A 26,901-nucleotide genomic window follows, 5' to 3' on the forward strand; every position below is an offset into this window, starting at 1 on the left:
CTGTTTTCCCAAAGCTCGGCTTTTACCCAGGCTTTTTAACGAGGAGCGTTCTTTTGGAAGCGATTTTTTCGGAAACAACAATCAGGTTATCGATCTTTCTGGGCGTACTGGCGTTGATGATCGGTTGGGAATATTACAAACCCAAACGTAAACCGCGTTACAGCCGTAAACAGCGCTGGCCGGCGAATCTTGGGATTGTTGCTATTGATACAGTTGCGGTAAGGCTACTTGTACCAGCGGGCCTGATTGGTGCTGCATTTTACGCTGAACAGGCGGGGTGGGGACTTTTTAATAATTTAGATGTTCCCAGTTGGGCTGCTGTAGTAGTTAGCATTATTGGCTTAGATATTGCGATCTACTGGCAACACCGGGCCTTTCACCGGTTTCCGGTGCTGTGGCGGTTACATCGCGTACATCATGCCGATCCCGACTTTGATGTCACCACTGGTCTGCGTTTCCATCCGTTTGAAATTCTATTAAGCTTAGGCATAAAGGCGGGAGCTGTCGTTTTGTTGGGAGCTCCGGTATTGGCGGTGATTATCTTTGAGGTAATTCTAAACGCTTGTTCGTTGTTTAATCACGGCAATGTGGCGTTGCCGCCAAAGGCCGAACGTTGGGTACGGAAAATACTGATCACTCAGGAGCTGCATCGGATACATCACAGTTCGCTCAAGCACGAAACTAACAGTAATTATGGCTTTAGCGTAAGCTGGTGGGATCATTTATTTAACAGTTTTACCGCAAAGCCTAAAGCTGGCTCTGATAATGTCGATATCGGGCTAACTGAATATCGGGAAGCGAAGTTAACGACCCGCTTGTGGGGATTGCTAAAAATTCCTTTTTCTAACCGTTAAGTCGAGGTCTTAGGCCGACTTAAGAAAGGCGCTGCAATGGACAAGAGTACCGTATTACTGCGTAATAATGTCACCATCAAGGGTAGCGGTGAGGTCACTTTGTTGCTGGCGCATGGGTTTGGTTGCGACCAGACGATTTGGGACCGCCTTACGCCAGATTTTTACAGTTCCTGTACCGTTGTGACTTTTGATTACGTGGGCAGTGGTGAGTCTGATCTTAATCATTATACCGAAGAGCGTTATCAAGATCTTAATGGTTATGCAGACGATCTAGTGGACGTCATTACTGCGCTTGATTTACATAATATTGTTTTGGTGGCGCACTCGGTGAGTGGCAGTATTGCAACCCTGGCCTTTCCTGAAATTAAGTCGCGCTTGTTGCATATTGTCATGTTAAATCCGTCGCCACGATATATTCATGATGAGCCCAGTTATAAAAGTGGTTTTAGCCGCTCCGATGTCGACCAATTAATGGTAATGATGGAACAAAATTTTTACGGTTGGGCACAGGGTATGGCACCGCAGGTAATGGATAATCCTGAACACCCAGAGTTGAGTAGCGAACTAGAGCAGCATTTTCGTGCGGGTGAAAGCCGTATTGTTCGGGCCTTTGCACGCGCGACATTTTACTCGGATGTTCGCAGTAAGCTGGAAAAGGTGGCTTGTCCGGTGACCATTTTACAGGCGGACAAGGATATTGTGGTGCCGCAAATGGTGGCCGAATATGTCACCCAGCAGTTGCCTGATGCGCGCTTAAAAATAATTAATGCGCGCGGTCATTATCCGCATGTTAGTGCCCCCGACGTTGTAAGCCAGGAAATCACAAAAGTTGTTAAGGAGCAGTATCGAGAACAACAGGTCAGAGGGTGATGAATAACAAGGATGAACAATGGATAAGCTGGCCGGTGATGGCCATCGAGTTGGATCTGGACGGCCGTGTCATTACATGGATTAGCGCTGCTTTTGCAGAGCACTTTAGAAGAACACCGGAGCAATTAATCGGCTCGTCCCTCGATCAATTACTCACCATGGCCTCCCGGTTGTATTTTTTGTCGGCTCTGGATGCGCCTTTGCGACAGGGCAAACACTGTGAACAACACACGCTTTATCTTAACGGGCCCAAGGGGGAACTACCTTACCTTACTAATGCCCGGCCTTATTATGCTACTGGAGCACGGTTGGTATTTATGGCTGCCGACCAACACCTAATGCTGCAGCAACAGCTTATCCAGGAGCGTGATTATACCGAGACTATCAACCGCGAGTTAAAACAACGCCAACAGCAGTTGATTACTCAGCGCGAGCAACAAAAAGCGGCACTGGATAAACTGGAAGATGTGAACCATGAAATGCTGCAAACTGAGAAACTTGCCGCTATCGGGCAGCTGGCAGCGGGTATTGCGCACGAAATTAACAACCCTGTGGGCTACATTCAGTCCAATTTAAATACCTTAGGTTATTATACCGATAAGCTGTTGGCACTAGTTGATGGGTGCAAAGATGAAAACCTGGCCAAGCAGCTGCGGCAGCAGGATTACGATTATCTGAAAACTGATATGACTGAGTTATTGCAGGAAAGTAATGAGGGAATTCAGCATATTACCAATATCACCTCGGCGTTAACTCAGTTTACCCGTCGTTCGGGGTTTGCTGAAGAGTGCGATTTGCAACAGCAAATTAATACTACACTACGGGTATTGCAAAATGAGTTTAAGCAGAAGGCACGCATTCAACGCAAATATTGTGATAAGCCTTGCTGGGTCGTTTTTGATCCGGCGCAGCTTAATCAGGTGCTGATGAACGTGTTGATGAACGCAGTACAGGCCATGAAGAATTTCGGCGATATAGTGATAGAGACTGAGACCGACGGTGAGTTGGCCACAATTACAATAACCGACAGTGGGACTGGCATGTCTGAGGAGACTGCACGACGTTCAACAGAACCATTTTTTACCACCAAGCCGGAAGGTGAGGGTACCGGCCTTGGGCTTTCATTAGTTTACAATATTGTTCGTCGTCACAATGGTACATTGAAGATTATTAGTGAGATCGGCAAAGGAACTTCGGTAATCGTTTCTGTACCACTTGCCCAACGACATCCGTCTAATAAAAGTATAACCGCGTAAGGTGAACAGAAATGACATCGGGTAGTTTGCTATTGCAGTTGCTGGGAGATATGCCGACACCAGCATTATTAACGACTTTAAAGCGTAAGGTGCTGTATGCCAACTCGGCAGCAGAAACTCTGTTGAAGCAGTCAGACAGCGAGCTTCGTGACCGCACACTTCCCCTTAGCTTTAATAATCAAGACTCTTTTAACAGTGTAGCGCTGCTGGATATTGCAGACGGTAGTCAGTGTCCGGTGCGGTATTTTAGTGTGCCTACCTTTTGGCACGATCAGCAAGTGCGGTTAGTGCATTAGAAGATGTATCCGATCAACATGAATTGCAGGAAAAAGTTAGTTTTTTAGCTAACTATGATGCGTTAACCGGCTTGCCTAATAGAGAGTTGCTTAAAGACCGAATGAAGCAGGCATTTTCTTTCGGTGAGCGGCGAGGCTCTTTATTAGCCGTGGTATTTATTGATCTGGATAGTTTTAAACCGATTAACGATAGTCTGGGCCACGAAATGGGCGATAGTCTATTGCAGGCCGCTGCTGAACGGTTAAAACAGTCCATTCGTCCGGGAGATACATTGGCACGCTTAAGTGGCGATGAGTTCGTGGCTTTGTTACCAGATCTGGCTCACTACAGCGATGCTGCCTTAGTTACCGAGCGGATGTTGGGCGCGATGTCTAAGCCGTTTGAAATTGGCAACAATGAATTGCATATCTCAGCGAGTGCTGGCATTGCAACAACCGACATATTCGATCAAGAGCCTTTGCTATTAGTTCGGCAGGCGGATATGGCCATGTACGAAGCGAAAAAGTTAGGACGTAATAATTATCAGTGGTTTGATAATTCGTTAGATGCTGAGATTTTAAAGGCACTAAAAATTCGTAACGCATTGCAGTCTGGTATCGATAATAAGCAATTTGAACTGCACTACCAGCCGGTATTTAACTTGCACAATAACGAATTAATTGGTTGTGAAGCGCTGGTGCGCTGGAATCATCCCTCAATGGGACTGGTTTCGCCGGTAGATTTTATTTCTGTGGCAGAGAACACAGGGCAGATTGTGCCACTGAGCCGTTGGATACTTCACCGGGCCTGTAAGGACTTTAAAAAGGTTAAGGATTTAATGGCGTCGGAAGCGGTTATATCGGTGAATATTTCTGCCATTCACTTGTTGCGCACCGAGTTTGTTACGGATATTTCAAATGCTCTGGCAGCAGCAGGTCTGGAAGCACGCTATCTGCAACTTGAAATGACCGAAACAGTAATGGTGGACCATCCCGAACTGGCTATTGAAAAACTAACAGAATTAAAAGCCATGGGTGTTCGCATTGCGCTGGACGATTTTGGTACTGGTTATTCCAGTCTGAGCTATTTGAAATCGTTGCCGGTTGACGTCGTCAAAGTGGATCGTAGTTTTATTAATGAATTGGTAAACCATCGGCATGATGCGGCGATTACCGAAGCCATTATTTCGATGGCGCATCATTTACGGTTAAAAGTGATAGCCGAAGGTGTCGAGACTAGCGCCCAGCGAGACTATTTGCGCCGCTGTGGATGTGATGCAATGCAGGGTTTCTTGTTGGCCAGGCCAATGTCAAAGATTACGTTGACTGAGTTTTTAGAGAGTTATAAAGCAACTATTGAACAGGATGATAAAGAACTGACGCCAAGGATTCTGGTTGTTGATGACGAAGATAACGTCAGAAAGTCTTTACGTCGCCTGTTGGTGCGTGATGGGTATCAAGTACTAACTGCTAATGGGGCGCAAGAGGGCTTTGATATTTTGGCCCAAAACCGCATTAATGTAGTGATATCTGACCACCGTATGCCGAATATGACCGGCGTTGATTTTATGACACATACGCGCTCAATGTATCCCGATACGGCCAGAATTGTGCTTACCGCTTATCAGGACGAGGAAGCGTTATCAAAAGCGGTTAACGAAGGCGAAGTGTTTCGCTTTTTAACCAAACCCTGGGACGATGAAAAACTAAGACAAGTGGTGCGCGAAGCTATTTAAGGCTGCGCGAAATATAAGCCTGGCGTTCCCGGCAGGAGTCGAACCTGCGACCTGCCGCTTAGGAGGCGGCTGCTCTATCCTGCTGAGCTACGGGAACGTGCAGCGAATTATGCCAGAGGTCCGCACCCATCGGCAAGCCGCGATGCTCCTCCACCCGGCATCGAGGATGCGAAAAGGGGCATTCCAATGCGGCCGCGGAGGAACCCGAATGGCCCAGCCCCATCGGCAAGCCAACGGGTACCCACGATTTGAATAATATTCCGGGGTGGTCCGGTTTCCGGGTTTTGAACCACCATCGGTGTTAAGAGCTCTGATTCTGATGATTTCCGGAAACGCCTTCAGATCATGGGTAGCCTTCGGCTCGCCGAAGGATCTACCGAGAATTCTCGTTGTTCGCCGGAATCACCCAATCATTGATTTGTACGTTGGTGAGAATGCCTTCTTCGTCATATTCTGCGATGGCGCTGTTGTGGTGTACTTGTGTGACTTCTACTGTAAATGGGCTGACTTGCCATTTTTGTCGGTAAATTCCCTCGGCATCGACGAAGTTAGAAGGGTGGACCACTTTCAATTTATCGCCAACATTGACGCCATGTTGACGACCCAGGTTAAACTGCAGTTGGTTATCTTGTTGCCAGACGACGCGGCCACGAGTCGGCTCGCAGCGTAGCTGTTCGCGTACCCCCGCGGCTAAATCTTCAAGCCCGGTCATTAAAGCGGCGCCAAATGGTTGGTTCCAAAACTCATTGGCAGCGACGTCCACAGACTCGTTGCGTTGGTAGGTCCATGGTTGAATATCGTTAACCCGCGCGCGTGTCATTAATTCGCCACTGTTGGCATTCATCAAGTACAAGGTCAGTGCGTAATTACGCCGGTAGTCTGAATCCAATAAGCCCCAGCCGCGCTGTTGCTCTTCGACAGAAAGGTCGTTGAATAGGCCAAACAATACATATTGACTATCGTTGGCAAGACCAATCTCTCGTGACATTGAGCCCAGGTATTCGAGATTTAGTCGTTTTAACGCATCGTTAAGGCCGGCGTTACGAGACAGTGTGTGATTAACGTGAATACGTTCACTACGACTGGAGATCTCTCGGGTGAAGCGGTTGGCTGCAACCTTACCTAACTCCCATATCTGACCAAATGCACCGTGTTCGCGGTTGCTGAGTTCAAATGGTACTACCGAAATTGCTATTTTGTATTGGTCTTTATTACAGCTACTTTCACGATTCCAGATTTCTGCCTGAATCATAACAATTAAGCGGCCGCCACGAACCTCTTCGCGAATGATATTCACTCGTTCCACATCACCACTCGCGGAAACTTGTGTCTGGTTGCTGCTAAGTACACCGTCGACAATAGACTGAACACTGGAAATTGAGCTTCCGGTCATTAGTAATGCTTGCTGTAATGCATTTTGAATAGCTTGCTGGCGGGCCGCGTCGGTATCGTCGTTAACAATCCTGGCGCTGCCTTGTGCTTCAACCACGCGCGCCTCGGCAACATTCATCACCAATACTAAAAGAGAAGAAATTAAAAAGACTTTCCAGTTCATAGCTTAACCTGTATCACCGTTTTTTGACGGCTCGCACACCTTGTACAAGCTATGCAGATTTAAGCAAAATCTATACCAGCATTAGTAATAGATTACTCGTTTGATCTTTTGTTGACGGTTAGTGCTTTGATAAATGTAATGTACTTTCTGAAAGTCGAGTCGCAGTTCGGTCGCATAATATTCGCCGACGGTATAGGTGCGTACGACTTCAGCACCACGAATAACGCCATCAACAGAAGCCTGAAAAGTATCATTGGTTAGCGCCCAGTTTTCCACGGAACTGCCACCGGCGATACGTTGCCCATAGACTTGCTCAGCGAGTTCGCGGTAGGCCGCGAGTTTTGATGCACGCATGGCCGCGAGGTCTTTGTGCTGTTGATTGTCACCCTGTTGCTCGGCGATAGGTGCGTAACCAACAGCCGTTAATACCGGAAATTCGTCGGGTTTTTCGGTTTCCCACTCAACATGCTGCTGATCATAGGCTAAATCGTAATAGGCACTGCAGCCGGATAACAGCAGAGCCGAGCCTATTAGAGCAAAAGTCGCGGCAAATTTTTTCATGACAACCTCTTTAACAGGAACTAATTGTCGACGTTTCTTATACCTGTAGTTAACGGCCGCGAAAGCTGATTCTTTAGTGATACTCTTGCAATAATTTGATCACAGTAGGGTGCTGGAATGGGCGCTTTAGTGTGATTGCGTAAAAGTCCTCAAACACGTTTGGCAGCTGCAGGTAACGCACCAGTTGCCCATTGCGTAATTCGTCTTTGACAACAACTTCGGGAATAACGGCAAGTGCGCCACTGTCACGGGCCAATAGCCGCAGCATCGCCATATCGTCAGCCTCGGCAACAATATTCGGACGCCAGTCGTATTCCGCACTTAACATATCAAAAGCGGAGCGCAGTGCGACATTTTCAGGGGGAAGCACCCAAGACTGCTCTCGCAACTCTGGATCAGCCATATTATTGACACTAAGGCCGGGTCGGCCAATCACAGACACGGGTTGTCGAGCCAGCAACCGGCTCTGCCAAAGCTGTTTATCGCCACCGCGTACCTGACTATTGGTCAGGGCTACGTCAATTTGGTGGTTGCCCAGCTCATTAAACAGCTGATCGGGGGCCATAGAGTGCAGTCGATAGTGAGTTTTCTGCTGTTGTACCAAATCGCTAATAAAGGTTTCGACGAAGTTACGGGACATGGTCGACGCGTGGCCAATACGCACCGTGATTGGCTGTTCAGTAGACCCTTGTTTAATTTGTTGGACCAGGTTTTCGCCTTCGGCAAAAATTCGGTCGGCGTGTTGCTTGGCCAAATAGCCCGCCTGTGTCAGCACCAGTTGGCGACCGCGACGTTCAAATAATGGGGTTCCCAGCCAATCTTCGAGTTGCTTAATTTGAGACGACAATGCGGACTGCGAGACATGCAGTTTCTGTGCTGTTTGGGTCAGGTGACCGGACTTAGCCACGTGCCAGAAGTAATTGAGATGTTTGTAATTCATTCTATTAAAAAGAACGTTCAGTTATTTAATATCTATTTTACTTAACTTTAATGCTTGGTCAAACTTCGTTTATTAAAAATAACTCAAGGTGATGTATGGCGGACTGGTTTTTACTGTCGGGAGTGCGACCGGTTGTTTTATTATTGGTACTGATGCTGGCTTTCGTCGTTTTACGTTATTCATGGAGCAACTTTCGACTGGATCCGCGCCGTGGCCAGTTCATGACATACTTAAGTTTGTGTATCACGGCGGTGGTTGTGCTGATCGTGACCAATCATATCCTGTTGTTCCTCGCTGCCTGGATTGCCATTAGCCTGTTACTTCACCAATTATTGATGTTTTACCCACAACGCCCGCGGGCAGTTCTTGCGGCCCATAAGAAATTTATTCTGGCGCGCTTTTCAGAACTGTTTTTAGCAACAGCATTAGTACTTATTTACCTGCAAACGGAAACGCTGTTTATTGATCAGTCGATGGCTATTATAAGCCAGCAAGAGCGCGGTTGGTATCTCGAGTTTGCTGCACTAAGCCTGGTGATGGCTGCGTTAATCAAATGTGCACAATTACCGTTGCACGGTTGGTTGATCCAGGTAGTTGAGGCGCCAACGCCAGTGTCGGCTTTATTGCACGCCGGAATCATCAACCTAGGTGGCTTTCTATTGCTAGTGACCACGCCAGTCTGGAGCGATAGTCAGCTTGCGGTTTGGTGGCTGTGCCTGGTCGCGGCAATTTCCAGCTGTGTTGCTGCACTTATTATGACAACCCGAATTAGTATAAAAGTACGCTTGGCCTGGTCCACCAGCGCACAAATGGGCCTGATGTTAGTCGAGATTGGGCTTGGCTATTATGAATTAGCCTTGTTGCATTTAGTGGCTCATTCCATCTACAAAGCGCACGCCTTTTTATCGGTTAGCGAAGTGGCCTATATTAAGCAGCCGCAAGCGCGTTCCATTTTCCGCGTCGCGCTGGTTTTCATCGGTTTTCAGGCAATGACAATTGCCCTGGCACTGTTGGTTAGTGGTCAGCCTAAATGGGTGCCGTCGGCGTTGTTAGCAATGGCGCTCGCCTCGTTGTGGCTAAACTTAAGCCATTGGCGCGTACGCTTATGGATGAGTGGTGTTCTGCTTGTCGCTTATTTTGCGCTGTCGCTCACCGTTAAGTCGTTCTTCCTGGTGGCTCCGCAAATCGCAGCTCTGGAGTTGGTGGTGGCGGCTATTCTGAACATCTTTGCAGTGAGTTACTGGATTATTCATCACACCCCACAATATCGGCTCAGTCAACGTTGGTTTATCAGCCTAAACGCGGGTTTGTATCTGGACGAATGGTTAACCCGTTTGGTTTTATGGCTGTGGCCAAGCCACCCGATCCGCTATTATCAAAAACGCAATAAGCAGGTAACCGCATGATTGAATTAGCAAAAGTTGCGCAAAATGTGGCGTCAGAGGTTGCTCCGCAGTGGCCATTACCACAGTGGGTTGCAGTAAACCCATTTTGGGAGCAGCGGCAGCAACCGTTGGCACAGGTGGCCGCCGACTGGCAGTATAATTCGGGTACTAGTTTGCTAATGTCTGCTGAGTTCTATCAGCAGCAACGACAGCAGGGCAATATCGACCCGGCGCTTGTTACCACAGCAATGGATGAGCACCTACAGCCTTTGTTAGCGGGAAAAAAAATGTCTCCACGCTGGGAGAACTTAACCCGATTAGTGGATAAATATCAGCAACGTCGCCGTAAAATGCGCTGGCACGATGAAGTGGTGTTTCAGATAAGCCAAAGCTGTGGCTTATTTATGCAGTTTCCGCAACGCTTCCAGCGGCACGGTAAAGACACTTCCCTGTATCAGCACTGGTTAACGATTTCGCGCGCCGATCGCGGGATTGAAACGCTGATGGATGAGAGCGACCTGAATGAACTGTTTGCTGAATTGCCGGATACGCCGGAGGCTTTACTAGAGGCCTGTCGCTCGAGCTATCTAAGCTCTGCATCTGATCCAGCATTACGCTTTTATTGTCAGGCGTTGATCGCCGATTTGCTCGGCTGGGCGTCGAGCCTTTCCTATCAGGATCGGCGACAGGGAAGCCGCTGGGTGTTCGAATTACTCTGTATACGCCTCGCCTGGGAGTACCTGGTGTGGCAATTAGCTGATAAGACCAACCGCAGTGTCTTTGCTAAATTGCAAAACGACTTTGCTACGCAGCTGGAATGCTGCCAACAGCGAGTCGATGAGCTTAAGCAACAGCAGCAGGTCTTATGGCAATGGCAGACCGCATACGAACAATCACAATTAGCAGTAATGCGTTTTGCGGCGCAACCCGCGCCCGCGAATAAACCTGAAATTCAAGCGGTTTTTTGTATCGATGTTCGTTCAGAGCGATTTCGTCGAGCACTAGAAAACGTCGGTGAGAGTCACGGTTCAGCGGTGCAAACCAAAGGTTTTGCCGGGTTTTTCGGAGTGCCGGTGGCGCAGCAGGACAAAGACGGCAATCAGGTGCCTCATGTTCCGGGATTACTGCAACCCGGCTTTCATATCAATAGTAAAAAAACGGACTCTCCCGGCAAAAGCCTATTGTCGCAACTGTTTAACAGTCCTACTTCGATGTTCAGTGGGATCGAAGCGCTAGGCCTGGTGAAACTTAAGGCGTTGCTAACAGGCGCGGATGGAGCGCTGGATAAAGCCTTTGATCCATCCACCATGACTATTCAATGCGGGCAGCAACAAGCTAACTTGCAACAACTCGCGGATGTTTGCCAACAGGCGTTAGCCGGTATGCAGTTTACTGACTTTGCTGAACAAGTCGTACTGGTCGGCCACGGGGCTAAACACACGAATAATGCTCAGCGAGCCGGGCTGAATTGTGGTGCTTGTGGTGGCCAGACTGGCGCGTTAAGCGCCAGAGTGCTTTGTCACCTGTTAAATAGCTCAGAAATTAGAACTGAGTTATCAAAACGTGATATCGACATTCCGGCACAAACCCGCTTTTTCGCCGCTCTGCATGAGACAGTAACGGATGACATTGTCTGGCTTTCGGATGATATTTCCGACTCCACCAAGGTGCTGTTTAGCCGCGCGTCACAACAACTTACCGAGACCAGTCAGGAGTCAGCAACAGAACGCAAGCGGCGCAGCAGTAATTGGGCCGAGCTGCGGCCCGAATGGGGGCTGGCAGACAATAGTCTGTTGTTCTTTGGTAATGCACGACGGTTGGCGAGCGATAACCCGGTAGGCAGAAGTTTTCTACATGACTACGACGCTAGTAACGATGATGACGCCAGCCTGTTAACGCAATTATTGTCCGCGCCGGGATTAGTTGCTAACTGGATAAACTGGCAGTACTACAGTTCGGTTACTGCGCCTCAACGTTTGGGTAGTGGCAATAAACTGCTGCATAACCGGGTTTGTAATGATATTGGCGTATTTGAAGGTAACGGCGGTGACTTGCAAATAGGTTTGGCCTGGCAGTCCGTGCATAACGGCGAACAATTGATGCACAGACCGGTTCGTTTACAAGTGGTTATAGAGGCCAGCGAAGACGCTATTAATAAGGCTTTAAACCAAGCCGAAGATTTTAACCAGCTGTACAAGAATCGCTGGATTAATGTTCTACGTTTAGATGAAAGAGGTGAGCTATGCCCGTTAAACAATCACTAACAGCGACGTCAGCGAAGCCTATCGTTAAAACCTGCTATCTGTTTCGGGATTTGTACGACTGTGTACGCACCAGACCTTTCAACAAACCGTTTGATTTAATCCATGCGGATGGCAGCGTTGACACTGGGCTTAATTCGGAGCAAGAAATGAAAGATTGTTTGTGGCAACGGAATAATCCGTTCTTACATAAGCCGGTGACGTTTCGTTGTTAGCGAATTTTGCCTTTTGCATTGTAGGTCAGGCTGTCTTTTTTGGCGTTGGAAAGGATAGCCTGCTTGAGTTGCTCAATACTGTTCAAAGTTGATTGAACTACACGTTCATTAACGGCGCTTTGCTGTTGCACTTCGACTAACTGCTGCTTAACCAGAGACACTTGCTCGGCTAGCTCCGGGTCGTCTTGTAATAGCTTATTATCAGGATGTTCGCGCAGTTGAGCATCCAGCTCACTGACTGTTGTTAAGTACTGAGCTTTCTGCTGCGCGAGTTCGGCGACACGGCTGTGGTGGCGTTCTACAATAGCTTGTAGTTCTTGCTGTTGAGACACAGCAAAGGCATCTAGCGAGTCTGCCAGCTGCTGTAAAAGCTCGTTAACCGTTGCTGCCGCCATTATTTATTCGTCAGATCCTATCTGGCCACCAAAAAGGTCACCTTCAAATTGAGCAAGTTTGGACGCCAGCCGGTCGACATCGACAGAATATGAGCCGTTTTCAATTTGTGTTTTTATCCGATCAACTTTACTTTGATCAATGCCGCTGCTGCTCATCGCTTTTTCTTGTAAGCTATTTAGCTGCTGCGCTTCAGATGTTAACGACACAGAGTCACCGCCGCCTTTCTGAGCAGGGGCTGGACTGCTGTTATTTTGGCCTTGTTCTACCTGACGACTGTTTTTAGTGTCGATATTGGTATTTTTCAGGCCTGTATTATTGACATTAATTGGCATATTTTTTTGCCTCGCTAGATAGAAGATCTCGTGCCCTTATCGGCGCCATTAGCAAAAGCTTTAGCTTTTTTTTAATGATCGAGTTAAAGCTGCACGGTAACTTCGTTGAGTCCGGTGACTATCGCTTCTAATGCTTTGTTAGAGCGAATATTTTCTACTGTTACAGATTCGCCTTTAAGGCCATCTGCCAGTGCTTTACCGACGGCCGTTATGCGTAACGATTTATTTTTAGCCACTATTGTAACCTTTTCACCGGAACAAACAAGGCAGGTGTCGCTAGCCTGGATAGGCTGACCACTGCGAACACGCTTTTTAACGCGGGCTCCGACGAGCAGCTGTTGGTCGGTAAAAACGTTGGATCGGATACGATTGATATCGACTTCGGTTTCGGTTAAATCGGACTCGCTGATTAAATGTCCGGGAGACATTGGTACGACAGCTGTAATAACCGGTTTATATCGGTATATTCTTACCGGCACATAGGTCCGCCAATGCTGCTCGGCGCTGCACTGTATTTCTACTGTGGTATAGCTGTCTAAGCCTGAGTTTGAGGCAAAACTGACCTCAGGCGTTTGCTGACACACTTTGTCGACCATGCGTGGGTCCAAATTATTAGCAACCACCTCGGTACGGCCGTTCTCCGGAGCCACCACTTGTGTTGCAACAAAGTCATGGGCTAGCTGCTGTAGTGCTTTATGATCGTATCGTGTTGATGCGTTTGTGGTTTGGTTAGCAAACGCTGACGAATGAACTAAGATCAAAAACAAACTGATTAATGAACTAATGCGTATTATCATAGTGTAATTCCACTAAGGTTTTATGGTCTTCCGCCGACATAATCTTCAGTGCAAATGACGGTGAAACGTCAAAAGTTTGTCAGTGACGTGTCGGCGCAACGAATCTAATAGAGTTTAAGCAAAGACTATGCCAGCCAAGATAGTAATGTGGCATATCGAAGAAAGGAGCAAACATGGCCAGTATACTGGACTCGGTTAACCAGCGGACACAAATGGTCGGTCAGAACCGACTTGAATTATTGTTGTTTCGGTTAGCTGGCAGGCAACGTTTTGGCATTAACGTTTTTAAAGTTCGCGAAGTGTTGCCGTGCCCAAAATTGACGGCTATGCCTCATCGCAATCGGCTGGTTCGTGGTATTGCGCATATTCGTGGTCAAGCAATTTCTATTATAGACCTGAGCATGGCAACCGGTGGTCCCGAACTTACCGATATTTCTAACCGCTTTATTATTATCGCGGAATACAATAGAACGGTGCAGGGCTTTCTGGTGGGTGGTGTCGATCGCATTATCAATATCAACTGGGAAGAGATCATGCCGCCGCCGAAGGGGACAGGGCGTGACGCGTACTTGACTGCGGTTACCGAAATCGAGAAAGAGTTGGTTGAGATCATCGATGTTGAACGAATTTTGGCTGACATAACGCCGGTTAATACGGACATCAGTGAAGAGGTGGCAAATCAGCCGATTAACGTCTCGAAAGAGAATTTAACCATCTTGATTACTGACGACTCAGCGGTGGCACGAGGTCAGATAAAACGTTCTTTGGAGTCACTGGATATACCGCTGGAAGTTAAAAAGAATGGTAAAGAAGCTCTGGACTGGCTAAAAGAGAAAGCGGAAGAAGTTGGTGGCAAAGTGAATTCTCATGTGCCTGTTATTGTTTCCGACGTAGAAATGCCGGTCATGGATGGCTACACATTAACGGCCGAAATCAAAGCCGATCCCAATTTAGCCGGTGTCCATGTTATTCTTCATACATCCTTAAGTGGCGTCTTTAACCAGGCCATGGTGAAAAAAGTGGGTGCCGATGACTTTATCGCTAAATTTCACCCAGATGAACTGGCAACAGCTGTCAAAAAATGGCTTAATGCAGAAGTAGACGTCAATATTGAATAAGAATAACAACGCAGTAGGATACCGTGACAGATAAAGAGCTCAGTCAGTCGGAATACCAGGAGTTTAGAAAGTTTTTAGAACACCAGTGCGGTATCGTACTTGGTGACAACAAGATGTATCTGGTGAAAAGCCGTCTAAGCCCGCTAATGTCTCGCTTTGCAATCGACTCGCTGTCGCAGTTGGTTAAAAAGTCCATGCAAATTAGTGAGCGGGCTTTGCGAGCAGCAGTGATTGATGCCATGACGACCAACGAAACCCTCTGGTTTCGTGATACCTACCCGTTCCAAATTTTAGTCGACCGTGTTTTACCCGAGTTTAAAAATAATTCAGGACCGGTAAAAATTTGGTCGTCAGCTTGTTCATCCGGGCAAGAGCCTTATTCTATTGCAATGAGTTATCTTGAATATAAGGCAAAAAAGCTGGGCGCTTTAAAGGGTGGCATTCGTATCACCGCAACTGATATTTCCAATAAGGTCTTAGAGCAATGCAGTAAAGGTGAATACGATAGTCTTGCTATTGCTCGCGGTTTGTCTCCAGAACGGCAAAAGAAGTTTTTCACCGCAGGCACCAAACCCGGTGCAATGAAAGTAAAAGATGAAGTGAAAAACTTTGTTCAATTTCGCCATTTAAACTTACTCGACAGTTATTCCTTACTCGGCAAATTCGACATTATTTTTTGCCGCAACGTACTGATTTACTTTGCCCCCGACGTAAAGCGGAAAATAATTGCCCAATTCCGGCAATCACTGAATCCCGGCGGCTACCTCTTCCTCGGCGCCTCAGAATCGATTTCCGGCCTCACCGAAGATTTTGAAATGATCCGCTGCAATCCAGGCATCATCTATCGAAGGAAGTAGCTTGCGTCTTTGACGCAAGCAGGCTTTTTGGCGCTAACGCGCCGGCTGTTTGCGTGCTCGCTTCGCTTGCACGCGGCTATTACGTCTTTAACAGCCACAGCGGCCGAAGGCACGCTGTAAAAGGCCGGCGCGAAGCGCAAAAAAGCCCGCCCGCAGGGCGAAAGAACCGGCGCGAAGCGCCAAACGGCCGCGACTTAGCCGCATATCACCGTGGCGTAAGCCACACCTCTCCGTCGCGAAGCGACATTTCTTGGCACGATCCCTGCATAATATCTCCCATCGAATCATTGGGAGACGAAAAAATGGCACTTACCATGGATAAACTCCTTGGCATCCAACAGCACACTTTGGGCGTTCGTACCCAACGCGCTGAGATGATCGCCAATAATATCGCTAACGCCGATACCCCTGGCTACAAAGCCAAAGGGTTAGATTTCCAGCAAGCGTTAAAGCAAGCGCAAAGCGGAATGGAAAGCCACAAGCTGGCGCGTACCCACGATAAACATTTTAACGTAGAAATAAATCCAACCGGTCAAGAGAAGTTCCGTATGCCGACGCAGCCGGATACTGGCGACGGCAATACCGTTGATGTGCAGTTGGAACAAAACTTGTATGCACAAAATGCATTGGAATATGAAATGACCATGAACTTTCTCGACGGCAAAATCAGCGGCGTTAAGAAAGCACTTAGTGGCCAATAGGTGAGGTAACCGACGATGAGCCTATTTAATATCTTTAATGTGTCTGGTTCAGCAATGAGCGCACAATCGGTGCGACTCAACACCACTGCCAGTAATTTGGCGAATGCCAACTCGGTCAGTAGTAGTGTTGATGAAACCTACCGCTCTCGTAGCCCCGTTTTTGCAACCGCATTGGCGGACGCTCAGGGCAATCAACGGGGCAACAGTCTGACTAACCAGACCCAGGCGGGTCAAGCGGCTGGCGTTAAAGTAATGGGTATTGTCGAGAGCGACAAGCCGCTGCAAATAGAATACGCGCCCAACCACCCCATGGCAGACGATAAAGGCTACATTTATCGCTCTAACGTTAACACCATGGAGGAAATGGCCAACATGATTTCTGCTTCACGCTCGTATCAGACAAACGTTCAGGTCGCGGATACCGCAAAAACCATGACTCAACGCCTGCTGCGTTTAGGTCAGGGCTAACAGGAGATAACTGATGGAAGGTGTAAGCAATAACTCCTATATCGACAGGATGAGATGGAAAGAAGGCGAGGGGGCGGAGTATGTTGATCCAGCCGACCAACAGCGCCTGGAGCAGGAGGACTTTTTCAAGCTGTTGACTCAACAGTTAAACATGCAGGATCCGACTAAGCCAGCTGACAATGATCAGATGATTGCTCAGATGACAAACTTCTCAATGGCAGAAGGGATTTCCGACTTGTCGTCTCAGTTCACGAAGTTTTCGGAGAAGATGACGTCTAACCAGGCCTTGCAAGCTTCGACGTTGGTCGGACGCAGTGTTCTGGTGCCAACCAATAAAGCAATGGTTGAAGAAGGTGGAATGGCAAAAGGAATGGTTGCAACACAGCAAACTGCGCAAAATGTCCGAATTTCGGTTGAAGACGCTTCAGGTCAAGTTGTTCGAACCATCAATGTCGGTGATATCGATGCTGGAACCCAAGACTTTCAGTGGGATGGCTTAGACGAGGCCGGCAATCCATTGCCGGAGGGCAATTATACTTTTACCGCTAATGCACGCATAGGAAATAGCAACGAAGAATTACCCTTGCAAATGAACGCGACAGTACAAAGCGTCAGCATGGGAGGCGAGCGCGGAATCGTTCTTAATTTAAAAGGGTTAGGTGGCATCAATTTTGCAGATGTTACTGAAATCAGTTAATCAGTGAGGTGATTTATGTCATTCAATATAGGTTTAAGCGGTATCAATGCGGCACAAAAAGATTTGGATACCACCGCAAATAATATTTCTAATGTGCGCACAACGGGTTTTAAACAATCGCGTGCAGAATTTGCTGACGTCTACGCATCAAGTATTTTTAGTTCAGGTAACGCTAAAGTCGGAGATGGTGCATTAACTGCGACGGTTGCTCAACAGTTTAGTCAGGGTACATTGGAATTTACAGACAATTCGCTGGATATGGCAATTAGCGGTAACGGATTCTTTGCGACGACTAGTGAACTTGGCTCGCAGGACTTTACTTACACTAGGTCTGGCGCATTTAAATTAAACAATGAAAGTTTTATTGTAGATAACCAGAACAACTTTTTGCTCGGTTTCCCTGTGGACAGAGACAGTGGCGCGTTGCAGTCAACAAGCTTAGCGACGGCATCACCAATCCAGATTCCTGATTCTGCAGGAGCGCCGGCATCAACCAATAACTTGTATCAGTCTTTTAACTTGGATTCCCGTGCACCAGGGGTTTTGGTGGATGAGCCAGGAGCAACCCCACCGATAACTGGAAACAAGTTTGACCCAGAAGATCCGACTTCTTATACATCCTCGACGTCTTCGACCATTTATGACTCCCTTGGTGAATCACATGTTGTCACGACATACTATGTAAAACGTGACTCTGAACAAGCCTCTATCGCTGGTAATACTTGGGATGTGTATACCACCGTCGATAATCAAGCGGTTGATCTTGGAGCTACTGGTACTGGCGCGGAAGCGGGAGTTAATGCTCCTGACGGAACGCCTGCACAGGGTTATCGTATTCAATTTGATGATTCGGGTAACCCGTTAGGGCCAATAGATACAGATACCGGTTCGACCTTTGCAGAACAGTCAATATCGTTGAATGGTGTACTAAGTAATGGTGCAGATCCAACACAACAAGTTAATGTGTTCTTCCGTGATCGGAATGATGAAGAAGGGGACACTGCTCCGACTCAATTTGCGTCAGACTTTGAAGTGAACTTACTGGAACAGGACGGGAGCACCGTTGGTCGCTTGACTAACTTGGACATCGGTGAGGATGGTTTAATCCAAGCCAGTTACTCAAACGGCGAAGTTCAGTATTTGGGACAAGTCTCGCTAACCCGCTTTGCCAACGAACAGGGGTTAAGACAAGTAGGTAATACGTCTTGGAAGGAAACGCGCGATTCTGGCGAAGCTTTAGCAGGTGCGGCCAATTCGGGTACTTTTGGCGCGATTGAATCTTCTGCGCTGGAAAACTCTAACGTTGACCTAACGAAAGAGCTGGTTGATCTAATTGCGGCACAACGGAATTTCCAGGCCAACTCACGGTCGCTGGAAGTAAACAATACGCTAAACCAAACGGTCTTGCAGATCCGGTAGCTCGCGCTTTTAGCGCGAGGAGCTAGTGCCTTTGGTACGGCTGTTTGCCACTGCGTGGCGGCCATTTGCGACTTTGTCGCGGCTATTGTTCGGCTCGCTTCGCTTGCCGAAGGCTGTTTAAACATAATGAAAGGGCTTGCTGTGCAAGCCCTTTTCTTTTTCATCTTTTCCCTAACAGCAGCGTGCAAGCGAAGCGAGCACGCCAACAAGCCTCGGCGTAGCCGGAAAAAGCAGTGCCGCAGGCACAAACAGCCACCACCCAGTGGTAAACCCCAAACTTGGCACGATCTCTGCATTAAATACCCCAGACGACAAATTTTTGGCTGGAGGTCAGCTATGGACAAAATGCTTTGGGTAGCCATGAGCGGCGCCAAAGAGAACATGAACGCTGTTGCGTTGCGTGCCAATAACCTGGCAAACGCAAACACCACAGGGTTTAAAGCCGATCTACAACAGGCGCGTTCAATGCAGGCGTTTGGTGAAGGTTTGCCAACACGTGTGTTTTCCATGACTGAAAGCCCCGGGCAAAACTTTTCCAGCGGCGCCCTGCAAACCACCGGTCGCAATCTTGACGTTGCCGTTCAGGGGCAGGGTTGGATTGCCGTACAAGACGCTAATGGCAACGAAAAATATACCCGAAACGGTAGCTTCGAAATTGGTCCTGACGGGATGCTTAAGAATGACCGAGGCCAGCCAGTGATGGGCGATGCCGGTCCGATATTTATTCCAATGCCGATCGATAATCTGACGATTGGCGCTAATGGCAATATTTCGATTCGCCCGCAGGGTGCGCCAGAAGATGCGATGGAGCTGGTTGATCGAATTAAGCTGGTCAATCCGCCGAACGGCAATGTGAAAAAGTCCAGCGATGGCTTATTTGAATTAAAGGATGGTCAGCAAGCGATTGCTGATGCCAATGTTAAATTGGCGATTGGTTCACTTGAGGGCAGTAACGTCAATACGGTTGACGAAATGACCCAAATGATTGCACTGCAGCGTCAGTACGAGATGAACGTAAAGTTGATGAAAACCGCCGATGAAAATGCCCAGCGCTCTGAATCGCTGATGCGCATTAGTTAACAGAAGCTTTAGTTAAAGGCGGAAACAGGAGAAACACCATGAACCCAGCATTATGGATCAGTAAAACCGGTTTAGACGCGCAGCAACGCGATATATCGGTGATTTCAAACAACCTGGCAAACGCCAGTACGGTTGGCTTTAAAAAGAGTCGGGCCGTATTTGAGGATCTATTGTATCAAAACATTAATCAGCCGGGCGGGCAGTCAGCGCAGGACGTCGAATTGCCGAACGGCTTGATGATTGGTGCCGGTACTAAAGTCGTGGCAACGCAAAAATCCCACACGCAGGGTAATGTGCAAACCACTGATAACTCGCTGGACGTTATGATCAACGGTAAAGGCTTCTTTCAAATCTTAATGCCCGATGGCACCCAGTCTTACACGCGTAACGGGCAGTTTTCGTTAAACGAAGAAGGTGAAATGGTCACCTCCGGCAATGGTTATCCGCTAGAACCGGCTATTCAGATTCCCGAAGACGCTACCTCGGTCAGTATTTCGCAAGAAGGCGAAGTGACCGTGCGTCAGCCTGGTAATGCCGATAATGCTGTAGTTGGTCAGATTAACCTGGCCAGCTTTATTAACCCCGCCGGGTTAGAGCCAATTGGGCAGAACCTCTATAAAGAGACTGCCGTTAGCGGTGCGCCGTTAGAAGCGGTACCTGGCGTTGATGGTATGGGAACCACTATTCAGGGCGCGTTAGAAAGCTCTAACGTTAACGTAACTGAAGAATTGGTGAACTTGATTGAATCCCAGCGTGGTTACGAAATGAATTCGAAAGTGATTTCATCCGTCGACCAGATGCTGAGTTACATCAATCAACAGTTATAACAGAGTAGGTGACGTTATGCGTATTCTCACTTTAATGTTGCTCGGCTTGTTGGTCAGCGGTTGCGCCTCTAATCAGTCGCGGCCAATGCCGGATGATCCGATGTATGCACCGGTATTGCCGGAAGAGCGAGCGCAACCGGTAGTGCCGAACGGCTCATTATTTCAGGAGCAGTACGCAGACAGTCTGTATTCTGATATCAAAGCCCGGCGGCTTGGCGATATTATTACGGTGAGTTTGCAGGAGCGCACGACCGCCAGTAAGTCGGCGAACACAGAGACCACCAAAGACAGCAATGTCAATTTGCCAACGCCACAGGTATTGGGGCGTGATGTAAGCATTAATGGTAACCCTATCTCGGCATCGCTTAATAGCAACCGCGAATTCAGTGGTGACGGCAGCTCAGATCAAAGCAACCAGTTAAACGGCGAAATAACCGTGACCGTTATCAGAACTTTATCCAACGGTAATCTAATTGTGCGCGGCGAAAAATGGATGCGTATAAACACTGGTGATGAATATATCCGCCTGACCGGCATGATCCGGCCGCAAGACATTACTGCCGATAACACCATTCCTTCGACTCGGGTTGCGAATGCACGAATTGAATACAGTGGTACGGGAACCCTGGCACAAACCCAGGAGCAAGGGTGGTTAACTCGCTTCTTTAATAGCTCCATCTGGCCATTCTAAGAGGGACTGAAACGATGAACGCAGGCATTAAACAAATCTTTATAGTGGCCTTAACTGCGCTTAGCCTTTTAGCGATACCCGCACAAGCGTCTCGTATTAAAGACATCGCCTCGGTCGAAGGAATCCGTGATAACCAGTTAGTTGGCTACGGCTTGGTCGTCGGCTTACCCGGTACCGGTGAACAAACGCCGTTTACCGACCAAACCTTCCGTACCATGCTGGGAAACTTTGGCATTAACATTCCGGCCGGGGAACGGCCAAAAATAAATAACGTGGCGGCGGTTGCGGTACAGGCGGACATTCCTGCCTTTGCCAAGCCAGGTCAAAAAATCGACATTACCGTGTCGTCTGTAGGCAGTGCGGATAGCCTGACTGGTGGCACCCTAATGCAAACCTTCCTAAAAGGCGCAAATGGTGAAGTGTATGCCGTTGCTCAGGGCAGCTTAATTGTTGGTGGACTCGGGGCTGAGGGTAACGATGGCTCTCGGATCGTGGTTAACACGCCCACCGTAGGTCGGATCCCAAACGGAGCTATAGTAGAACGAGAAATCCGGACTTCTTTTTCCAGTGGGGATTACTTTACCTTTAACTTGCATCAGTCGGACTTTACTACCGCCAAGCGTGTTGCTGATACCATTAACGGGCTGGTTGGAGAAGGTTCCGCGCAGGCGCTGGACGCGACTTCGGTTCGCGTCAGAGCTCCGCGCGACCTCGATCAACGAGTGAGTTATATGTCGACTCTGGAGAACCTGGAAGTACAGCAGGCTCAAGGCTCAGCAAAGATTATTGTTAATGCCCGCACTGGTACTGTGGTGGTGGGGCAAAATGTGGAGTTGCGGCCGGCAGCCGTGGCGCACGGTAATATGCAGGTGACAATTGCTGAAAACGTACAGGTGGATCAGCCTAACCCCTTTGCTGATGGTGAAACGGTTGTTACCCCGCAAAGTATTATCGACGTGCAGCAGGATGACGCCCGCATGTTTGTGTTTGAGCCGGGAACGAATTTAAACGACCTGGTCCGTGCCGTGAATCAAATTGGTGCAGCGCCCGGCGATATGATCGCGGTGCTGGAAGCATTAAAACAAGCAGGAGCCATTTCCGGTGAGCTCATTGTTATCTAATGGTGCCGGAAGCCTCCAGGGCGGCAGCGCAATGTTTGAGCTTGCCTCACAACGGCAAGCTACCTCGGCGATGGATACCCATGCGCTCGATGGCTTGCGTAAACAAGCCTTTGGTGACAATAAAGAGGCCGCTTTACGTGAAGCGGCTGAGCAGTTCGAAGCGATATTTCTGAATATGGTGCTGGGTAGCATGCGTAAAGCCAACGATGTGTTTGCTAAAGACAACCCGTTAAACAGCCGCTATACCCAGATGTATCGTGATATGCATGACCAGCAACTGACCTCAGAATTATCGTCACAAGGCTCGCTGGGCCTGGCTGATATGATGGTCAAGCAATTGAGCGGACAGGCGGGACTGGATAAATCTGAGCGTTTTGGTGCTAATTTGGGTGAAGCCAAAATGCCGGTTAATAAACCTGAAGTGAGTGATCAAGGCGGCATTGATGCAGGTCTTTATTATGGCGGTAAACGTGTTAACCAGGTCAGGTTAGACGAAGGCGAAGCACGCTTTCAGTCACCACAGGATTTTATTGCTGCGATAAAACCTCAGGCCGAGAAAATAGCCGCAGAAAGCGGAATTGACGCTAACGTACTAGTTGCGCAGGCAGCATTAGAAACCGGCTGGGGCCAGCGGATTATTCCCGGTCGCCACGGTGGTTCCAGTAATAACCTGTTTAATATCAAAGCGGATCAACGCTGGGGCGGCGATCAGTCTCATGTCAGTACCCTGGAGTTTGACGGCAACGTGGCGAAAAAAGAACGCGCAGCTTTCCGCAGTTATCAGAACGTGGAACAGAGCTTGCAGGATTATGTGGACTTTATAAAAGGACATCCGCGCTATCAGCAAGCATTGCAAGTAGCCGATGATCCAAAGCAGTACGCAGAACAGCTACAGCAGGCCGGTTATGCCACCGATCCACAGTACGCGGCGAAAATTCAGGCGGTAATGAATAAGATAGCGAAGTAGCTTGCGTCCCTGACGCAAGACAGATTGTTTTAGTAAGCGGCAAATAATTGCCGGTAGCAATTAAACTTAATGACGCGGGTGCCGATAACAAAGCATCGGTAGTCTGGGAGTCAATAAATGAGTTTTGATTTATTAAATATTGGTAAGGACGGGATTCTTGCGCATCAGCAAAGCCTGCAGACCACCAGTAAAAATATCAATAATGCTAATACTCCTAGCTATGTCCGTGAACGCACGCACTACACTGAGAGCCAATACGGCGGACTTGAGCAGGTTCGTGTTGAACGCATGATCGATCAGTTTACCACTCGTCAATTACGCACCGACACGTCCAAAGTCTCTTTTTATGAGGCCAATCTGGAGCAAGCTGAGCAGCTTGATAGTCTGCTCGGTGACAGCACTACTAATATAGCGTCTACCGTGGAAAGTTTTTTCAATACCATGCAGGACGCGAACAACGATCCCGGCTCAGTAACTGCCAGACAGCTGGTCATTGCAGAAGCCGATGCGATGGTGACGAAATTTGATGACTTTTCAGGCTATCTCGACGATCAAAAACAGATTATCAATGATCGCTTAAAGTTATCCACCGACCGAATTAATTCTCTCGCGTCCAATATTGGTGAACTGAATAAGCGTATTGCCACCTCTAATCAGCGCAACAGCGAGAATGGCGATATCAATGCGTTATTGAATAAGCGTGACGAACAGTTATTACAGTTGTCAGAGTTGGTGGAGTTTCAAACCGTTGAAGCTAAAAACGGTGCGGTAACGGTCAATATGAAAAACGGCGAGCCATTAGTATTAGAAGATGGTCGTTTTAATGCGGTAGCGGTGAAATCAAATCCGAATACGGAACGACTCGAATTAGCTCTACAAAAACGCAACAGCACCGGCGACGTAAGCCAGTTTTTTGTTGATACTAAAGAAGTTGGCGGCTCTGTTGGTGGTTATTTAGACTATCGCGACAAAGTTCTAATGCCGACCCAACAACGCTTAGGTCAGTTAGCGGTGCGTATTGCTGACTCGCTGAATACCCAGAATCAAAAAGGTATGGACCTGGACAATCAGCTGGGCCAAAAGCTGTTCGATTTAAAACGGACTGAAGCTAGCGGTTTTCCAAATGACAACAATACCGGTAATCAATCGGTGTCAGTCAGCGTGTTGGAAGGGAACAGTAAATCATTCCCGTCGGAAAATATCGAGATTGGCTACGAAGACAGTCAGTACTATGCGATTCCGGTGGAGTCTGACGGTAGCCACGCAGACGGCGCAGATAAAATTTTTTTTAGCGGTACGGCCAACAGTAGCGTGGATATCGAAGAGCTGGGCATTACCGTAAACCTGGGCGGCGGCACGCCGGATAAAGGCGACAGCTTTTTGGTGAAACCCGCTGAAAGCGCCGCTTCTGAAATTGAGTTGATTATTCGTCGTCCAGAGGACTTAGCGCTGGCAAGCCCGGTACGCACTATTAATGATATTGATAACCAGGGTGCGGCCGAAGTTGAGCTAAGTCAGGTTAATGTGCCGGATGATTTTTATAATGCGTCAGGTGACGGCTTACTGGCGACATCTCCAGCTGAGGTTGAAGTTGTTGCCGTGAACGGCGATCAATATGATGTTCGTTTAAATGACGCTAATGGCAATCAGATCGGTGACACACTGACAACGAGCAATCTGGATAATATTATTCAGCAGGTTTACGACGGCACTATGCCGGCGATTACTACTGAGCCAGACTACGATATTAATGTTGTTGGTGAGCCGGCAGCTGGTGATTCGTACCGAATTGAATACAACCGTAATGGTTTTGACGACAACAGCAACGGCCAAAAACTGACCGAGTTACAACGTCAACAGCTAGTGCGTCGCGACGGCGGTGAAGAAGCCGACCCGACCATGACCTTTAACGAAAGTTACGGGCGTCTAGTATCAGATGTCGGTAGCCGAGTGAGCCAGAATCGTGTATTAAGAGATTCCGCTGAAGCCGTAAAAGGTCAGACCGAAGCACTTTACGAATCCAAGTCAGGCGTGAATTTAGAAGAGGAAGCGGCTAACTTGATTCAATACCAGCAAGCGTATACCGCTTCAGCGCGAATAATTTCGACCTCGCAGACTATCTTCGATACGTTACTGCGGTCATTAGGTTAATAAGGGAAGTGAGGAGTTAGATTATGCGATTAAGTACTAACTTATTTTATCAACGAGGTTTGGACAGTTTACAGACTTCTCAATCCCGGCTGGACAACATTCAGCAGCAGTTGACCAAGCAAACCAAGATCTTAAGTCCAGCCGATGATCCCATCGGTAACTCGCAGGTTATTGCGCTGGACGAAAAAATTGCTCAGAACGAACAGTTTAAGCGTAATTCGATTACGTTAGAAAATAACTTAAGTCGTGAAGAGAGTGTACTGACCAATATAACTGATGCAGTGCAACGTGTTCGTACTCTTGCAGTGCAAGCTGGTAACGGTAGCTACGACGAGAGAAACCGAGGGGCTATTGCACAAGAGCTACGTGATATCGAAAGTGCAATTTTTGACTTAACCAATGCTCAAGATGAATCCGGTGAATATATCTTTGCTGGCTACCAGAACCGCATACAGCCAATGGCATTCGATAAAGCAACTCAGTCTTATCAATATGGTAGCGACGATGGCCAGCGAGAAATACAGTTATCACCATCGCTGAAGCTTCCGGCGGGAGACCCCGGGAGCTCGGTGTTTGGCTCTGTGTCCAAGCGGGTCGACTTCGAATTGACTGGCGGTAGTAACTTTATCAATAAGGTTAATGTTGCCGATCGTGATACGTTGATCGCAGATACTGAGACTAGATTAGAAGCCGGCGAACCGACCGATTTTACCGTTAACTTCACAGGGCCTGACACCTACGAAATTAGCGATGGTGTTAACCCGGCGGTTACCGGAACTGTGACAGACGGAAAAATAAGTTACAACGGTATGGAACTGGAACTCGATCCAGACAATCGCCCGGCGGCGGGTGATTCAGTTAGTTACAGCTTAGGTGAGCCAGTATCACGAAATATCTTAACACAAATTAGCGATTTAGCGTCAGCATTAGAGAGTAGTGGTGAAAGTTCGAAAAGCTTTCATGAGAGTGAAATCGGTTTTGCGTTAACTGACCTGGATAAAGGTATTGAAACGTTAACCAACACCCAGGCAAAAGTCGGAGCACGACTCAATGTGTTAGAAAACTCACGTTCGAGTAACGAAGACTTTACCATTGTGAATAAAAAAGCGCGTGCCGATATTGCGGATGTGGACTATTCTACCGCAATTACCGACTTGATAAAAAATGAAACGATTTATTCGGCCTCACAACAAATTTTTAGCCGCGTCAGCCGCCTAAGTTTATTCGATTACTTATAACCTCTATTAAACCGGAGTTCGCGCCGAAGGCGTGAACTCCCTATCCCTCCACACCTTTATACCGTTTTAAATTTTTTTAAAAAATTCCTAAAGCTCCCCGAAACCCAGCCGATACCCTTTGTGAGAGGAAATT

26 protein-coding genes and 1 tRNA gene are annotated in these 26,901 nt (G+C 48.0%); 20 read left to right on the plus strand and 7 right to left on the minus strand.

Annotated elements, in window-relative coordinates; all coding sequences use genetic code 11:
• The first annotated feature begins 62 nt into the window (after positions 1-62).
• The 5 genes from CWI81_RS00465 to CWI81_RS00485 are packed head-to-tail and all read left to right on the plus strand — an operon-like array spanning position 63 to position 4,991.
• The gene (locus CWI81_RS00465; RefSeq protein ID WP_420809714.1) at positions 63-854 is read left to right on the plus strand and encodes a sterol desaturase family protein; all 792 of its coding nucleotides are present in this window, start codon (positions 63-65) and stop codon (positions 852-854) included.
• Positions 855-890: 36 nt separating this feature from the next.
• The gene (locus tag CWI81_RS00470; RefSeq protein WP_126783285.1) at positions 891-1,724 is read left to right on the plus strand and encodes an alpha/beta fold hydrolase; all 834 of its coding nucleotides are present in this window, start codon (positions 891-893) and stop codon (positions 1,722-1,724) included.
• Positions 1,724-2,980, plus strand: coding sequence for a sensor histidine kinase (locus CWI81_RS00475; protein WP_126783286.1), 1,257 nt, complete (start codon positions 1,724-1,726; stop codon positions 2,978-2,980). The genes CWI81_RS00470 and CWI81_RS00475 overlap by 1 nt, the downstream gene beginning before the upstream one ends.
• Before the next feature lie 11 nt (positions 2,981-2,991).
• On the plus strand, positions 2,992-3,276 hold the full coding sequence (locus tag CWI81_RS00480; RefSeq protein ID WP_126783287.1) for a PAS domain-containing protein: 285 nt from the start codon (positions 2,992-2,994) through the stop codon (positions 3,274-3,276).
• A complete protein-coding gene (locus tag CWI81_RS00485; protein WP_126783288.1) occupies positions 3,243-4,991 on the plus strand; it encodes an EAL domain-containing protein in 1,749 nt (582 codons plus the stop codon). Before CWI81_RS00480 ends, CWI81_RS00485 begins: the two co-directional genes overlap by 34 nt.
• A 20-nt stretch (positions 4,992-5,011) precedes the next feature.
• Here CWI81_RS00485 and CWI81_RS00490 read toward each other — a convergent pair.
• From CWI81_RS00490 to CWI81_RS00505, 4 genes are all read right to left on the minus strand, one after another.
• A tRNA-Arg gene (locus tag CWI81_RS00490) sits at positions 5,012-5,088 on the minus strand.
• Between the two features lie 276 nt (positions 5,089-5,364).
• On the minus strand, positions 5,365-6,546 hold the full coding sequence (locus CWI81_RS00495) for a flagella assembly protein FlgT (protein ID WP_126783289.1): 1,182 nt from the start codon (positions 6,544-6,546) through the stop codon (positions 5,365-5,367).
• An 81-nt stretch (positions 6,547-6,627) separates the two neighbouring features.
• A complete protein-coding gene (locus CWI81_RS00500; RefSeq protein WP_126783290.1) occupies positions 6,628-7,107 on the minus strand; it encodes an LPP20 family lipoprotein in 480 nt (159 codons plus the stop codon).
• Between the two features lie 73 nt (positions 7,108-7,180).
• Positions 7,181-8,047 carry a LysR family transcriptional regulator gene (locus tag CWI81_RS00505; protein ID WP_126783291.1) on the minus strand — a complete coding sequence of 289 codons (867 nt, stop codon included), beginning with the start codon at positions 8,045-8,047 and terminating at the stop codon, positions 7,181-7,183.
• Between the two features lie 95 nt (positions 8,048-8,142).
• Here CWI81_RS00505 and CWI81_RS00510 point away from each other — a divergent pair, with 95 nt between their 5' ends.
• Both CWI81_RS00510 and CWI81_RS00515 read left to right on the plus strand, forming a co-directional pair.
• On the plus strand, positions 8,143-9,453 hold the full coding sequence (locus CWI81_RS00510; protein WP_126783292.1) for an NADH-quinone oxidoreductase subunit L: 1,311 nt from the start codon (positions 8,143-8,145) through the stop codon (positions 9,451-9,453).
• Positions 9,450-11,696 carry a putative inorganic carbon transporter subunit DabA gene (locus tag CWI81_RS00515; RefSeq protein WP_126783293.1) on the plus strand — a complete coding sequence of 749 codons (2,247 nt, stop codon included), beginning with the start codon at positions 9,450-9,452 and terminating at the stop codon, positions 11,694-11,696. Before CWI81_RS00510 ends, CWI81_RS00515 begins: the two co-directional genes overlap by 4 nt.
• 208 nt (positions 11,697-11,904) lie before the next feature.
• Here the strand turns inward: CWI81_RS00515 and flgN are convergent, their stop codons facing one another.
• The 3 genes from flgN to flgA form a co-directional block, all read right to left on the minus strand.
• Positions 11,905-12,303 (minus strand): flagellar export chaperone FlgN, encoded by a 399-nt coding sequence (gene flgN, locus CWI81_RS00525; RefSeq protein ID WP_241970310.1) that lies wholly within the window; start codon positions 12,301-12,303, stop codon positions 11,905-11,907.
• A 3-nt stretch (positions 12,304-12,306) separates the two neighbouring features.
• Complete coding sequence (gene flgM / locus CWI81_RS00530) at positions 12,307-12,636, minus strand: flagellar biosynthesis anti-sigma factor FlgM (protein ID WP_126783296.1); 330 nt, start codon at positions 12,634-12,636, stop codon at positions 12,307-12,309.
• Between the two features lie 83 nt (positions 12,637-12,719).
• On the minus strand, positions 12,720-13,433 hold the full coding sequence (gene flgA / locus CWI81_RS00535) for a flagellar basal body P-ring formation chaperone FlgA (protein ID WP_126783297.1): 714 nt from the start codon (positions 13,431-13,433) through the stop codon (positions 12,720-12,722).
• Between the two features lie 173 nt (positions 13,434-13,606).
• Here flgA and CWI81_RS00540 point away from each other — a divergent pair, with 173 nt between their 5' ends.
• The 13 genes from CWI81_RS00540 (at position 13,607) to flgL (ending at position 26,768) form a co-directional block, all read left to right on the plus strand.
• Positions 13,607-14,551 (plus strand): chemotaxis protein CheV, encoded by a 945-nt coding sequence (locus CWI81_RS00540; RefSeq protein ID WP_126783298.1) that lies wholly within the window; start codon positions 13,607-13,609, stop codon positions 14,549-14,551.
• A gap of 23 nt (positions 14,552-14,574) precedes the next feature.
• Positions 14,575-15,408, plus strand: coding sequence for a CheR family methyltransferase (locus tag CWI81_RS00545; RefSeq protein ID WP_126783299.1), 834 nt, complete (start codon positions 14,575-14,577; stop codon positions 15,406-15,408).
• Between the two features lie 302 nt (positions 15,409-15,710).
• Positions 15,711-16,109, plus strand: a complete 399-nt coding sequence (flgB, locus tag CWI81_RS00550) for a flagellar basal body rod protein FlgB (RefSeq protein WP_126783300.1) — start codon at positions 15,711-15,713, stop codon at positions 16,107-16,109.
• Positions 16,110-16,124: 15 nt separating this feature from the next.
• Positions 16,125-16,577, plus strand: a complete 453-nt coding sequence (gene flgC / locus CWI81_RS00555) for a flagellar basal body rod protein FlgC (RefSeq protein ID WP_126783301.1) — start codon at positions 16,125-16,127, stop codon at positions 16,575-16,577.
• Between the two features lie 13 nt (positions 16,578-16,590).
• Positions 16,591-17,274 (plus strand): flagellar hook assembly protein FlgD, encoded by a 684-nt coding sequence (gene flgD, locus CWI81_RS00560; protein WP_126783302.1) that lies wholly within the window; start codon positions 16,591-16,593, stop codon positions 17,272-17,274.
• A gap of 15 nt (positions 17,275-17,289) precedes the next feature.
• Positions 17,290-18,693, plus strand: coding sequence for a flagellar hook protein FlgE (gene flgE / locus CWI81_RS00565; protein WP_126783303.1), 1,404 nt, complete (start codon positions 17,290-17,292; stop codon positions 18,691-18,693).
• Between the two features lie 336 nt (positions 18,694-19,029).
• Entirely contained in the window at positions 19,030-19,773 is a 744-nt protein-coding gene (flgF, locus tag CWI81_RS00570) for a flagellar basal-body rod protein FlgF (RefSeq protein WP_126783304.1), read from the plus strand.
• Positions 19,774-19,811: 38 nt separating this feature from the next.
• Positions 19,812-20,600 (plus strand): flagellar basal-body rod protein FlgG, encoded by a 789-nt coding sequence (gene flgG, locus CWI81_RS00575; protein WP_126783305.1) that lies wholly within the window; start codon positions 19,812-19,814, stop codon positions 20,598-20,600.
• Positions 20,601-20,616: 16 nt separating this feature from the next.
• Entirely contained in the window at positions 20,617-21,291 is a 675-nt protein-coding gene (gene flgH, locus CWI81_RS00580; protein WP_126783306.1) for a flagellar basal body L-ring protein FlgH, read from the plus strand.
• Positions 21,292-21,305: 14 nt separating this feature from the next.
• Positions 21,306-22,412, plus strand: coding sequence for a flagellar basal body P-ring protein FlgI (locus CWI81_RS00585; RefSeq protein WP_126783307.1), 1,107 nt, complete (start codon positions 21,306-21,308; stop codon positions 22,410-22,412).
• Positions 22,393-23,379 carry a flagellar assembly peptidoglycan hydrolase FlgJ gene (gene flgJ / locus CWI81_RS00590; protein ID WP_241970311.1) on the plus strand — a complete coding sequence of 329 codons (987 nt, stop codon included), beginning with the start codon at positions 22,393-22,395 and terminating at the stop codon, positions 23,377-23,379. The genes CWI81_RS00585 and flgJ overlap by 20 nt, the downstream gene beginning before the upstream one ends.
• A gap of 117 nt (positions 23,380-23,496) precedes the next feature.
• Positions 23,497-25,530 (plus strand): flagellar hook-associated protein FlgK, encoded by a 2,034-nt coding sequence (flgK, locus tag CWI81_RS00595; protein WP_126783308.1) that lies wholly within the window; start codon positions 23,497-23,499, stop codon positions 25,528-25,530.
• Positions 25,531-25,553: 23 nt separating this feature from the next.
• The gene (gene flgL / locus CWI81_RS00600) at positions 25,554-26,768 is read left to right on the plus strand and encodes a flagellar hook-associated protein FlgL (RefSeq protein ID WP_126783309.1); all 1,215 of its coding nucleotides are present in this window, start codon (positions 25,554-25,556) and stop codon (positions 26,766-26,768) included.
• Positions 26,769-26,901 lie beyond the last annotated feature (133 nt).

Origin of the sequence: Idiomarina seosinensis (genome assembly GCF_003987275.1) — a bacterium.
Lineage (GTDB): Bacteria > Pseudomonadota > Gammaproteobacteria > Enterobacterales > Alteromonadaceae > Idiomarina > Idiomarina seosinensis.